Origin of the sequence: Burkholderia arboris (genome assembly GCF_902499125.1) — a bacterium.
Classification (GTDB): Bacteria; Pseudomonadota; Gammaproteobacteria; order Burkholderiales; family Burkholderiaceae; genus Burkholderia; species Burkholderia arboris.
Genome location: NZ_CABVPX010000009.1, coordinates 134,728 through 147,580, shown reverse-complemented (window position 1 = coordinate 147,580; position 12,853 = coordinate 134,728). Strand labels below are relative to the sequence as shown.

The 12,853-nt window shown below is 67.0% G+C and carries 10 protein-coding genes; 2 read left to right on the top strand and 8 right to left on the bottom strand.

Features of this window, described 5'->3' with window-relative positions; translation table 11 throughout:
* Nucleotides 1-2: 2 nt before the first annotated feature.
* Together BLA15945_RS13585 and BLA15945_RS13580 are read right to left on the bottom strand one after the other, a co-directional pair.
* Complete coding sequence (locus BLA15945_RS13585; RefSeq protein WP_174992679.1) at nucleotides 3-1,244, bottom strand: MFS transporter; 1,242 nt, start codon at nucleotides 1,242-1,244, stop codon at nucleotides 3-5.
* A gap of 4 nt (nucleotides 1,245-1,248) precedes the next feature.
* The gene (locus BLA15945_RS13580; RefSeq protein ID WP_174992619.1) at nucleotides 1,249-1,989 is read right to left on the bottom strand and encodes an MBL fold metallo-hydrolase; all 741 of its coding nucleotides are present in this window, start codon (nucleotides 1,987-1,989) and stop codon (nucleotides 1,249-1,251) included.
* Nucleotides 1,990-2,062: 73 nt separating this feature from the next.
* Between BLA15945_RS13580 and BLA15945_RS13575 the strand changes: the two genes are divergently transcribed.
* Nucleotides 2,063-2,737, top strand: coding sequence for an ArsR/SmtB family transcription factor (locus BLA15945_RS13575; RefSeq protein WP_174992618.1), 675 nt, complete (start codon nucleotides 2,063-2,065; stop codon nucleotides 2,735-2,737).
* A 37-nt stretch (nucleotides 2,738-2,774) separates the two neighbouring features.
* On the opposite strand, the gene BLA15945_RS13570 is transcribed toward BLA15945_RS13575, so the two are convergent.
* The 4 genes from BLA15945_RS13570 to BLA15945_RS13555 all read right to left on the bottom strand — a co-directional run bounded on the left by BLA15945_RS13570 (nucleotide 2,775) and on the right by BLA15945_RS13555 (nucleotide 10,115).
* The gene (locus BLA15945_RS13570) at nucleotides 2,775-5,441 is read right to left on the bottom strand and encodes a GH92 family glycosyl hydrolase (RefSeq protein WP_174992617.1); all 2,667 of its coding nucleotides are present in this window, start codon (nucleotides 5,439-5,441) and stop codon (nucleotides 2,775-2,777) included.
* 64 nt (nucleotides 5,442-5,505) lie between these two features.
* Nucleotides 5,506-7,977 carry a GH92 family glycosyl hydrolase gene (locus tag BLA15945_RS13565; protein ID WP_174992616.1) on the bottom strand — a complete coding sequence of 824 codons (2,472 nt, stop codon included), beginning with the start codon at nucleotides 7,975-7,977 and terminating at the stop codon, nucleotides 5,506-5,508.
* Between the two features lie 329 nt (nucleotides 7,978-8,306).
* Nucleotides 8,307-8,774: a cupin domain-containing protein gene (locus BLA15945_RS13560; protein ID WP_174992678.1), complete on the bottom strand. Its 468-nt coding sequence runs from the start codon at nucleotides 8,772-8,774 to the stop codon at nucleotides 8,307-8,309.
* Nucleotides 8,775-8,891: 117 nt separating this feature from the next.
* On the bottom strand, nucleotides 8,892-10,115 hold the full coding sequence (locus BLA15945_RS13555) for a Zn-dependent hydrolase (RefSeq protein ID WP_059237893.1): 1,224 nt from the start codon (nucleotides 10,113-10,115) through the stop codon (nucleotides 8,892-8,894).
* A gap of 144 nt (nucleotides 10,116-10,259) precedes the next feature.
* Between BLA15945_RS13555 and BLA15945_RS13550 the strand changes: the two genes are divergently transcribed.
* Nucleotides 10,260-11,177: a LysR family transcriptional regulator gene (locus tag BLA15945_RS13550; RefSeq protein WP_174992615.1), complete on the top strand. Its 918-nt coding sequence runs from the start codon at nucleotides 10,260-10,262 to the stop codon at nucleotides 11,175-11,177.
* Nucleotides 11,178-11,180: 3 nt separating this feature from the next.
* Here the strand turns inward: BLA15945_RS13550 and BLA15945_RS13545 are convergent, their stop codons facing one another.
* Both BLA15945_RS13545 and BLA15945_RS13540 read right to left on the bottom strand, forming a co-directional pair.
* Nucleotides 11,181-12,533, bottom strand: coding sequence for a pyridoxal phosphate-dependent decarboxylase family protein (locus BLA15945_RS13545; protein ID WP_174992614.1), 1,353 nt, complete (start codon nucleotides 12,531-12,533; stop codon nucleotides 11,181-11,183).
* Nucleotides 12,534-12,553: 20 nt separating this feature from the next.
* A complete protein-coding gene (locus BLA15945_RS13540; RefSeq protein WP_174992613.1) occupies nucleotides 12,554-12,853 on the bottom strand; it encodes an ArsR/SmtB family transcription factor in 300 nt (99 codons plus the stop codon).

Below are 12,853 nucleotides of genomic sequence, written 5' to 3'. Positions count from 1 at the left end.
TGTCAGTGGCGTTCCCGCATCATAAGCGCGACGACGCCCCCTGACGCGAACGTGACGGCCGCCACCACGAGAATCGCCGCCGCGAAGCCGAAACGATCGGCCATCAGGCCGGCCGACAGCGCGCCGATCGCATAGCCGAGATCCCGCCAGAACCGGTACACGCTCAGCGAACGCGCGCGCCAGCCAGGCTCGGACGCATCGGACACAGCCGCAATCAGGCTCGGATAGACCATCGCCGTGCCCAGGCCGAGCAGCACGCTCGCGACGAGCCACCAGCGGAACTGCCCCGTCAGCGCGGTCAGCGCAAGCCCGGCCGCCTGCACCCACATTCCGGCGACGATCAGCCCCTTGCGGCCCCACCGGTCGCTCAGCGGGCCGGTGACGACCTGGCAACCTCCCCATACGATCGGATAGACGGCTTTCAGGATGCCGATCCGCTCGATGCCGAGCCCGAGCGTCGTGAAGAACAGCGGGAAAATGCCCCAGCTCATCCCGTCGTTGAGGTTGTTGATCATGCCGGCCTGCGACGCCGCGAACAGGTTGCGGTCGCGGAACGACGTCAGCAGGAAAACCTCGCGGAACGACAATGCGGACGCGCCGCCCGGCTTGCCGCTTTCGAGTCGCACATGCTCGCGCGTATCGCGCACGACGAGGATCGACAGCAGCAACCCCGCGATCGCGTAGAACACGCCGAGATAGATCGGCGTCGGCCGCAATCCATGGCGGCTCGCGAGATAACCGGTCGCGAACGCGGTCGCGCCCACCGCGAAGTAGCCGGCGAATTCGTTCAGGCCGACCGCGAGGCCGCGGCTCCTCGGGCCGACCAGGTCGACCTTCATGATCACCGTCATCGACCATGCGAACCCCTGGCTCAAGCCGAGCAGCACGTTCGCGGCGATCACCCATTCCCAGTTCGGCGCCGCGATGATCATGAACGGCACCGGCAGGCCGAGCAGCCAGCCGACGATCAGCACGCGCTTGCGCCCCCACGTATCGGCGAGCTGGCCCGACACGAGGTTGGCGAACGCCTTCACCAGCCCGAAGCTGACGATGAACGACGTGATCAGCGTGGTCGATTCGAGATGGAACTGCTCCGACCCGATCAGCGGCACGACCGTGCGCTCGATGCCGACCATCCCGCCGACGAACGCGTTGACCAGCACGAGCAGCGCGAATTGCCGCCAGTTCGCGCGCAGGCCGAGCGCCACTGCGCGCCCGCCGCGCGCCACCGCTCCATTCGTCATCACGTCAGCCTCCCGCCGCGTCGCGCCCCGCGTTGGCCGCGCGCAGCTGCGCAGCGGCCGGCGGTGCGGGCGGCACGTCGGCCAGCATGAAGCGGACGAACGCGTCTTCGTCGTCGATGCGCAGCGCCGCGTTGTAGCGCTTCTCGAACCCGATCGTCGACGCCGGTTTCCCGCTGAGCCCGCGTCCGCACACGGAGCCCGAGAACGCGCCGGGCAGCACTTCGACGTGGTCGGGCAACGCGGCCAGCCGCCGGACGCTGCGGAACAGGTCGCGCGCCCCCGTTTCGGCGCTGACGGCCAGCTCGGTGCGGCCGACGTCGCCGATCATCAGCGTATGGCCGGTCAGCACGAACCACGGCTCGTCGGCGCGCGTGCGATCCGTCACCAGCAGGCTGATGTGCTCGGGCGTGTGGCCAGGCGTGTGCAGCACGTCGACGGCGACGTTGCCGAGCGCGAGCCGGTCGCCCTCCCCGACGCCGGTAAACGGCACCGCCACATCGGCCCGCGCGGACAGCACGTACGCCGCGCCGGCCACGTCGGCCAGCGCACGGCCGGTCGACAGGTGGTCCGCATGCACGTGGGTATCGATCACGTATGCGATCTTCATGCCGACCGCCTCGGCCGCGCGCAGGTAGTCGTCAGGCGGAGCGACCGGATCGACGACCGCGCCGGCCGCCTTGCCGCCGCAGCCGAACAGGTATGAAATGCCTCCCGTATCGGGATGCAGGAATGGTCTGAGGATCATCGGATTTGCCCCTGTCCCGCGGATGCGGTAACATTCAATCAATTTGATGAATGATTGATCGAGGAGAGGCCACGTGTCAAGCACGGGACCCAAGCAAGCGATTTATGCGAGCCTCGCCGAGGTCGCGCAGGCGATCGGTCACCCGAACCGGCTCGAACTGCTCGAGCACCTCGCGCAGCGCGAGCGGTCGGTCGAGGAACTGACGACGCTGTCGGGGATGACGTTCGCGAACACGTCGCGGCACCTGCAGATCCTGCGGCGCGCACGCCTCGTCGATACCGAGCGGCGCGGCAAGCACATCGTGTATCGGCTCGCCGGCGACAGCGAAGTCGTCGTGCTGATGAAGGCGCTCGGCCGCGTGGGCGAGCGCAATGTCGCGGAGGTCAACCAGGTGCTGGGCGACTACTTCCATGCGCGCGATGCGCTGGAGCCGGTGTCGCGCGGCGAGCTGACCGGCCGGATGGCCGACGGGCTCGTTACGCTGCTGGACGTGCGTCCGCACGACGAATTCGCGCTCGGGCACCTGCCCGGCGCGATGAACATTCCATTGAGCAACCTCGAAGAACGCCTCGGCGAACTGCCGGCCGGCACGGAAATCGTCGCGTACTGCCGCGGCCCTTACTGCGTGCTCGCGTTCGAGGCCGTCGCCGCATTGCGCGCACGCGGCTTCAAGGCCGCGCGGCTCGAAGACGGCTTTCCGGAGTGGAAGGCGGCCGGCCTCGCGATCGAGACCGACACGGCCGAGTGAAGAAACGCGGCCCCCGTCGAAGCGGGCCGCTTGCGGCTTACTTGCCGGCCAGCGCCAGCGACGGCGCGAGCACGCTGTTCGGGTCCTGGCCGTTCCACTGGCCAACCCACGCATCGTTCGGCGTCGAACCCATCACGAAGTCGAGCGTGCCGCCGGCCTTCATCTCGTCATAGGTGATGTACGGCCGGTGCAGCGGCGTGCCATTCAGGCTGACCGACTGCACGTAGCGGTTGACCGGCGACGGCGCGCCGCCGCTCGCCGTATGCGCGCTCACCTTGAAGCGCCGCGTCGCGCCGAACTTCAACACCCCGCCCGCCCCGCTTCCCGACGCAACCGGGATGTCGATCGTCGCTTCCTCGAACAGCGGCGTGCCGAAGTAGAACACGCCGCCGACCGGATTCAGCGAATAGATGCCGAGTGCGGACAGCACATACCACGCGGACAGCTGGCCGCAATCGTCGTTGCCCGGAATCGCCGCATCGCGTACGCGCCGCGGATCGTTCACCGCGGCCTTCAGGCTGTCGCCGCTCAGTAACGCGCGATCGCCGGCCGTCAGCGTCAGCGAGTACATGTCGTCCATCACCGTGCGCACCCGGTCCTGCGTCTTCGACGGCATGCCCGCGACGTCGTACAGGTACGGCAGGTGGTTCGCCGGCTCGTTGCCCGCGAAGAACTGGCCGCTGCGGCCGGTCAGGTCCGGAAAGCCCTGGTTGTTGAGGAAGGTCAGCGGGTTGGACTGATCGAACGTGCGGTCGAGCTGCGCGATGAACTGGCTCTTGCCGCCGAGCAGCGCAACGAGGCCCGGGAAGTCGTGGAAGATGTTCCACGTATCGACCCACGAATTCGATTCGGAGAAGTCCGTCTTCTCGGCGGCCGACGGATCGAAGCCCGCGACCCAGTTGCCTTGCGCGTCCTTCGGCTGCGAGAACTTCCAGCCGTTGTTCGGCACCGGGTTGAACACGTTCCGGTAGTTCTGGCTGCGTTGCAGGTACGGCCGGTAGTCGGCCGCGCTCCTGCCGGCCGCCTTGCCGACCGCGGCCGTCGCCCAGTCGTCGAACGCATAGTCCTGCGTCGTCGACACCGACGCGTTGTCGCCGGCGAACACGTAACCGCTTTGCCGATACTGATCGAAACCGTGCGCGCTTGCGCTCTGCGTGGTCGTCAAGGCGGTCCAGATGTCGTCGATGCCCGCGCTCGTCAGGTGCTTCAGGTACGCATCCGCGATCATCGGGATCGACGGGTGGCCGGCCATCGTGAAGGTTTCCGTTTGCGCGAGCGGCCACACCGGCAGCTCGCCCTTGCCGTTCTGCCTGAACTGCGTGAGCAGCGACTTCACCCAGCCGTCGACGCGCTCGGGCTGCACCAGCGTCATCAACGGCGATTCGGCGCGGAAGGTATCCCACAGCGAGAACGTCGACGAATAGTCGAAGCCCGGGTTCGCATGCTTGCTCGTGGTCGGCGGCGACTTCGTGCCGTCATTGGTCGAATCCATGCCGACGTAACTGCCGTCCGCGTTGTTGTAGACCGTCGGCGCGAGCATCGTGCGGTACAGCGACGTGTAGAACATCGTCCGCTGGTCGGCGGTGCCGCCCTTGATCCGGATCCGGTCGAGCGCGGCGCTCCACACGCGCTCCGCGGCGCCGCGCACCTGGTCGAACGATTTCGTGCCGACTTCCGACGCGAGATTGGCCTGCGCATCCGCGATGCCCGACGGGGAGATGCCGACTTTCACGGTGACCGCGCCGCCGCCGTCGCTGCCGTCGGCGAACGTCAGGTACGCCTTGAAGCCGTCCGCGCTGAACGCGACGTGCTTCGTATCGAACGGCTTCGAGAAACGCGCGACGAAATACGTCGGCTTGTTGTTCGCCCAGTTGTTCGTGAACTGCCAGCCGGCGATCGTCTGCGCGTCGATGACCTGGATCTTGCCGCTCGCGGTCGAGCCGCCGATCGGGTTGTCGATGCTCACGATCATGCTGCGTTTCTGCGTCGCCGCACTCGGGAAGTACGTATAGCGATGGACGCCCGCGTGCGTGGTCGCCGTCATTTCCGCGAGGATCTTCGCGCCCTGCACGTTCCACGGCGTGTTGCCGCTGCCGACCGGCGCCATCTTCACGCGGTAATAGCCGGGGCTCGCGGTTTCGTCGTCGTGGCTGAAGGATGCGTTGTAGGTGATCGTCGCATCCGCGGCGACCTTCGCCAAGGTCGCCTTGTCGACCGGCGCGAGCGTCGGCATGAACCGCACTTCGCCGCCCGAGCCGATGCCGGTGCCCGACAGGTGCGTATGCGTGAAGCCGGTGATGAACGGATCGTCGTACTGGTAGCCCGACGTGCGATCCCAGTTCCACGGCAACGTATGCGCGCCGCCGGTCGTGTCCGGCCCGAGCTGCACCATCCCGAACGGCACGGTCGCGCCCGGGTACACGTGACCGTGCCCGCGCACACCGCTGCCCCAGTCCGCGTTGATGTCGAGGTTCGCGGTGCCGATCATCGGATCGACGCTGCGCAGCACCGACCGCTTGCTCGCGCCGCCGTTCTCGCCTTGATCGTTCTGATCGCCCTGGTCGTTCTGGTTGCCTTGATCGTTCTGGTCGCCCTGCGCGTTCGATATCTGCGCCAGCACGCTCGCATCCGTCGAACCCTGATCGCCTCCGCACCCCGACAACACGGCAAGGCACCCGATACCCACCACATGACGTAGCTTCATCCGTTCGTCCCTCCCTCTCTCTCGTCGATCCTGTTGGCAAGAACCGCTCGTTGATCCCCTGGATTTACTGCGCGCCGCCCGCCCGCGGGAACGACGGCATCGCGGATGCATCGGTGCCCCACGTCGTGGCGCTCGCATCGGCCGTCATCGAATACGACAGCTTCCCGCCCTTCGCGATGCGCTCGAACGGCAGCCACGCGGTCGAGTAAGGTGTGCCGTTCAGCTTCAGCGACTTCACGTAGAACGACGCGCCGTCGCCCGAGCCCGCGCCCGGCGCGGCGATGTGCAGCAGGCGGTAGCTGCCGTCGTGCTGCCCGACGCGCACCGTGATCTTCTCGAACTGCGGGCTCGACAGCGCGACGCCGCTCACGCCCGGTACGACCGGATAGAGACCGAGCGCGGCCCACACGTACCAGCCGGAGATCGCACCGAGGTCGTCGTTGCCGGGCAGCCCTGCCGCACCGGTGCCGAACTCGCTCGCGAGCGACGCGTGCAGCACGCGCTGCGTATGCGACGGTGCGCCGGCCCACGCATAGGCCCACGGCACGGCCATCGTCACTTCGTTGCCGACGTAGAAATACGGCTGCACGGTGCCGATGTTCAGGTGCGTGAAGAACGTGTCGAGCCGCTTCACGACCGGTGCGGCGCCGCCCGCCTGCGCGACCACGCCGGCGAGATCGTGCGGCACGTACCACGTGTACTGCTCGGAATTGCCTTCCATGAAGCCCGAACCGTCGGTCACCCACGCACCGGCCGACGTCTTCGGCCGGATCGCGCCCTGGTCGAACAGGTTTTGCCAGTTGCCGCTCGACTTCAGCAGCGTGCCGGCCGTCGCCGTATCGCCAAGCGCCGTCGCGAAGCGCGACACCGCGAAATCGCGCAGCGCGTATTCGAGCGTGTTCGACGCGGTCTGGTTGTCACCGTTGCCCGATGCCGGCACGTAGCCGAGCCGGTCGTAGTCCGCGCGGCTGCCCATCACCGGCGTGCCCGCGCACGCGGCGCCCGGCGCGGTGCTGGTCTTCATGATCGACAGTGCGGCCTGCGTATCGAAGTTCGTCGCGCCGAACGCATACGCGTTCGCCGTGATGATCGACCCCGCATCGCCCGGCATCACGGCCGTTTCGGTATTGAAGTACGCCCAGCGCGGGAACGCGCCGCACGCCTTCGCATCGAGCACGAGCGACTGCACGATATCGCTGGTGCGCACCGGGTCGAGCAGCGCCTGCAGCTGGATGAACGAGCGGTCGATGTCCCAGCCGGAGAAGTTCGCGTACATCGTGCGGCCCTTGTCGACCTGGCGCGTCGGCGCCGTCGATGCGCCGTTCGACGCGTAGAAGTCCGGATACTGGCCGTTCACGTCGTTGAACACGTTCGGGTGCAACGACGCGTGATACAACGCGGTGTAGAACTTCGTCTTGTCGGCTTCGTTGCCACCCGTCACCTGGATCGCGTTCAGGCGGGCGTTCCATGCGGCGCTCGCTGCGCTGCGCACCTTGTCGAAGCGCCAGCTCCGGCTGCCTTGCGCATCCGTTTCCGGATTCTCCGCGCGCAGGTTCGCCTTCGCATTCGCTTCGCTGACGAACGAGATGCCAAGCTTCATCATCACGTCCGGATGCTTGCGGTCGACGTTGAACGTCAACGTCACGGGGCGGTTGTTCGACAGCGCGGGCTTCGCCGCGAACGGCTGGCTGAATTCCGCGTAGTAGTAGACAGGCACCGCATGCCCGGCCCAGCAGAACCCGCCGCCCGCGATCGTGCCCGACAACGCCCGGTCGCCAACCTGGCTGACCGTGTCGGCCGTCGTGCCCTGCGCACGGTTGTTCAGCACGGTCGGATCGATCGCGATCGTCGCCTGCTGGCCCTGCGCGAGTGCCGGATACGTGAAGCGCGCGAAGCCGGTGCGTACCGTCGTCGTCAGCTCGGCCTTGATGCCGTTGCCGAGCGTGACGCCGTAGTAGCCGGCCTGCGCGGTTTCGTTCGCGTGGCTGAAGCTGGCCGGCGTGCCGGCGTCGCCGGGTGCGAGTTGCGGCATCACGTTCAGGTAGCCGCCGTTCGCCCAGCAGCCGGTGCCGCTCAGGTGCAGGATGCTGAATGCGTCGATCGACGTATCGCCGTACCAGTAGCCGCCGGAGAAGCCGGAGCCGTCGCCTTTGCGGCTGTCGTATTGCGCAGTGGGCGTCATCGGGCTCCACTGCATCATCCCGAACGGAACCGTCGGCCCCGGGAACGTGCCGCCGCCGAGACCCGAGCCGACCGGGTCGGCCGGCTGGTCGGTCGCGTAATCGGTGCCGATCAGCGGATTGACGTACTGGACGACGCGGATGTCGGCGTTTTTCTTCGACGCCTCGTTGCCGTTGCTCTCGTCGTTTCCATTGCGGTTGTCGTCGCCGCCGTTGCCGTCTTCGTTGCCTTGCGAATGCGCCGCGGCCGACAGATTCGAAGCCGCTGCCGACGGCGAATCGCCGTCACCGCCGCATGCAGCCAAGACAACGCACAGCGCCAGCAGCGCCGTTCCCAACCCCCAGTTCCTCGACATCGCCTGTCTCCGTTTCGCTCTTGAATCAAGCTGTTGGTTCGAACTACTGAGCTTCCAGCCAGGAATCTTTTCGTGACTTGCCGCGTACGCAGTCAATCGGTCGAAACTGCCGGACGCGTGTATTTATTGCCGCATTCGGGTGACCGAAAAAAGACGCGCCGGCATGTCGAAATACCGGCGCTCAGGAACGGACAATGCGCACAAGCGTGCCCAAATAAACGCGATTTCTCTACCCCGTATTTTTACGAATTTTTATTTTGTTTATCTAAACAAGATAGAGTTGATTCGATTTTTTATATGGAATCCGGCATCGCGGATGCGATGGGTCTTTACGGCTGTTTCGGCAGCTCGACATAGTCTTCAAGCTCGCCCGCGATATAAAGCCGTTTGCCGATTCGCGGGTATTCGCAGACGTCGTGTTCGAGCCGCTGCCCGCCGACGAGCAGCTCCAGCGGCGCTTCGCCCGTGTTCTGCACCGTATGCGCTTCACCGCCGCGCGGAAAGCCGATGAAGTCGCCCGATCCGATTTCACTGGCGCGTTCGCCGATCGTGACCGAGCCCGTGCCGGACAGCACGTACACGAATTCTTCTTCGTATAGGTGACGGTGATATTCGGCCGATTCGTGACCGGGCATCAGCGTGAGCAGATGGACACCGAATTGCGTCAGACCGGTCAGGTCGCTGAGTTGTCGCTTGAGACGAACGGCATTGGGATTCAGCGAATGCACCGCGCGCGCCGGTTCCATCTTCTCGATATCGGCGGCCTTCAGCAGTTCCCGGGGAAAGGGCGTTGGCATGGGGATCTCGCAAGCGTGAATGCGTCTATTGAACGCGGCGCCGACGTGGCGCGCGCAGCGGCTATTGTCCGACATTTTCACGCTCGAAAGGTACGCCAGGCCGCCCCTGCGATACGGCTAGCGCGCGCAATCGGCCAGCAGGTTCACCAGCACCGACGCGCCCTGAGCGAGGTGCACCGGATCGGCATCTTCCGCTTCGTTGTGGCTCAGGCCGGCCTTGCATGGCACGAACACCATCGCGGACGGCGCGACGTACGACAGGTTCACCGCGTCGTGCCCCGCGCCGCTGCACATCTCCAGGTACGGATAGCCGGCGGCGGCCGTTGCCTGCCGCACGCGTGCGACGCATTCGGCATCGAACACCACCGGCTCGTATTCGGCGATCGTCTGCACCTCCACGCTCGCGCCGCGCAGCGCGGTGCGCTCTACGCAGATCGCTTCGATGTCGGCGACGAGCTGCTGCAATGCAGGCTGCGACGGGTGGCGCACGTCGACGCTGAACCGGACCTTGCCCGGTATCGTGCTCGGCGAATTCGGCTGGCACGCAACATGGCCCACCGTTACGCGCGCATCGGCGTCGAACGCGTGGCCGTGCTCGATGATCGCGGCGATCATCGCGGCCGCCGCCCCCATCGCGTCGCGACGCACGCTCATCGGCGTCGTGCCCGCATGCGATTCGAAACCGGTCACCGTGACGTCGAGTTCGTAGATGCCCTGCACGCCCGTCACGACGCCGATCGGCAAGCCGGCCTGCTCCAGCACCGGCCCTTGTTCGATATGCGCTTCGAAATACGCTTGCGGCATCTGCCGCTCGCGCGCAGGGCCGGCGAAGCCGGTCCGTTCGAGCTCGTCGCGGAGCAGCACGCCCGTCTGCATGCACGGGCGATCCAGTGCGTAGTCGAGATCCAGCGAGCCTGCGTAGACGGCCGAGCCCATCATGCCCGGCGTGAAGCGCGAACCCTCTTCGTTGGTCCATGCGACGACTTCGATCGGATGCCGCGTTTCGATCCCGTGCTCGTTCAGCGTGCGGATCGCTTCGAGGCCCGCGAGCACGCCATAGACGCCGTCGAAGCGGCCGCCGAGCGGCTGCGTGTCGAGATGGCTGCCGCACATCACGGCCGGCAGCTCGGGCTGCGTGCCCGGCCGGCGCGCGAACACGTTGCCGATCGGATCGACGCGGATCTCGCAACCGGCCGCCTCGCACCACGCGATGAAGCGGCGCCGGCCGCGCGCGTCGTCGTCGCTCAGCGCGAGCCGGCAACTGCCGCCATGCGCGGTCGCGCCGATCGCCGCCATCTCCATCAACGAATCCCACAGCCTTTGCTGGTTAACGAGCATCATCGTCGCCGCTCCTGAAAAGCACCGAGCATATACACTCGACCCAATAAGAAAAATCCAAGATTTCGTTGTAGACGATAATTTTTTCTTGTCACCTGGCGTTCCACCCGGAACCCCGCGCTTTCTTCGTCACCGGATCGGTCACCCATGAAGCTCAAGCAGCTCGATGCGTTTCTCGCGGTCGCCGAGCATCGCACCATTCGCGGCGCGGCGCGCGCGCTCGGCGTTACGCAACCGGCCATCAGCAGCATCGTGCGTGAACTCGAACAGGAGCTGGGCGTGCCGCTCGTCATGCGCAGCGTGAAAGGGATCGCACTGACCGACTACGGCAGCGCGTTCGCGATTCGTGCGCGCCTGATCGTCGAGGAGATCCAGCGCACGCGCGACGAAATCGAGCAATTGCGGCTGGGCACGACCGGCTCGGTGTCGATCGCGGTCAGCCCGACGGTCGCGTTGACGATCCTGCCGCGCGCGTTCGCGGCATTCGCGCGCGACCTGCCCGGCGCGACGCTGAACGTCGACGATGCGCTGACCGCGACGGATCTCGCGCGGCTGCGCGACGGTTCGCTCGACTTCATCGTCACGCATCAGCTGTCGAACGCGCTGCCGGACCCCGACGAATTCGTCAGCATTCCGTTGTTCCGGACGGCGTTCGCGGTCGTCGCGAGAAACCGCCATCGGCTCGCACACGCCCGCTCGTTGCGCGAACTCGTCGATGCGCAATGGTGCGTGCCGCGCTACGGCGAAGGCGGGGACGATCTGGTGCGCTCGATCTTCATGCCGTTCGGCATCGACACGCCGAAGCGGGTGGTGCACTGCCCGTCGTTTGCGGCGACGCTCGGGCTCGTGTCGCAGACGGATGCGCTCGGCGTGTTCGCACGGCCGCTCGCCGACGTCGAACGCAAGTCGCGCGGCATCGTCGCGCTGGACCTCGCCGAGCCGATGCCCGCGTTGACGGTCGCGATCGTGATGCGGCGGCATGCGTTGCTGACGCCGGCCGCGCTGCATTTCATCGAATGCCTGAAGGCGGCGTCTGCAACCGTCGTGAATCAGGACGATGCGTGACGTTCAACGCACGTGCACGCCGCGCAGCTCGGTCAGCAACGCGACGAGCCGGTCGATGTGCGCATCTTCCGTGCGCCACGACGATACGCTGATCCGGAACGCCGGCCGCCCCTGCCACACGGTCGCACCGAACCACACGTCGCCCGACGCCTGCGCGGCGTCGAGGATCGCGGCGGTTTCGTCGTCGGTGCCGGCGCGCACGAGCACCTGGTTCAGCACAACGCGGTTCAGCACGTCGTAGCCGGCCGCCCGCAGGCCGTCCGCGACCCGCGCCGCCTGCGCGCAATGCCGCTCGACCAGCGTCGCCACGCCGGCGCGGCCGAGCGAACGCAGCGCGGCCCAGACCGGAATGCCGCGCGCACGCCGCGAGAATTCGAGGTTCAGGTTCTTCTGCGCATCCTGCGCGCCGCTCAGGTAGACGGCGTCGCTGTTCATCGCGGTCGCGAGCGCGGCTGCGTCGCGGCAGATCACCATCGCGCCGTCGTACGGCGTGTTGAGCCACTTGTGGCCGTCGGTCGTCCAGCTGTCCGCGCCGTCGATGCCGTCCGTCAGCGCGCGCTTCGACGAGGCGCGCGCCCACAGGCCGAATGCGCCGTCCACGTGCACCCATGCGCCCGCCGCCTTCGCGGGCGGGATCAGCACCGCGAACGGATCGAATTCACCGGTGTTCACTTCGCCGGCCTGCACGCAGAAAATGGTCATGTCGTCGAGCGGCGGCATCTGCGCGGGGTCGATGCGGCCGTGTACGTCGACCGGCGCGACGACGATGCGCTTCATCCCGAAGCCGAGCACGCGCAGCGCCTTCTTCACCGTGATGTGCGCGAGCGCGGAAATCACGACCTTCACTTCGGGCGCACCGACCAGGCCGTCTTCATCGATATCCCAGCCCTTGCGCGCGAGCAGCGCACGCCGCGCGGCCACCAGCGCGACGAGCGTGCAGGCCGTCGCGCTCGTGCCGAAGCCGACCGCGCTGCCTTCGGGCAACGCGAGCGCATCGACGACCCAGCGCGCGGCCTGCCGTTCGAGCGTCGCGGCCACCGGCGAATTCGCATACGACGATGCGCACTGGTCCCACGCAAGCATCAACCGCTCGGCGGCCGCCGCGGCCGGCAGCGTCGCGCCGATCACGAAGCCGAAGTAGTTCGGGCCGTTCGATGCGACCGTCGCGGGCGTGCCGTGCTCGTCGAGCAGGCGCAGCACGTCGTCGGCCGGGCGGCCCGTATCGGGCAACGGTTCGTCGAACGCGGCGAGGCCAGCCAGCGCGGCCGCGTCGGGAAACGCGCGCCGGTCGGCGGTTGCAGCCAGATACGCGTGCGCGCGCCGGTCGGCGTCGGCCAGCAATGCAAGTTCGTCCATGTCGGTTGCCTCGGTGGGAGTCAGAGTTGCGAGAGATCGTGGCCGAGCTGCTGCAGCGCGCCGTCGATCCGCTTGTAGTACGTGAACTTGCCGACGCGGGTCGCCCGCACGAGCCCGGCATCCGCGAGGATGCGCATGTGGCGCGTGGTCGTGGCCGGCGCGATGCCGAGCTTCTCGGTGATGTACGTGCAGCACACGCCGAGCGCGTCGAAGTCGCCATGCGGCTGCGGCGGGAAATGCCTGCGCGGCTGCTTGAGCCAGCGCAGCACGGCCAGACGGCTTTCGTTGGCCAAAGCGCTGATGCGGGTGACGTCGTCCAT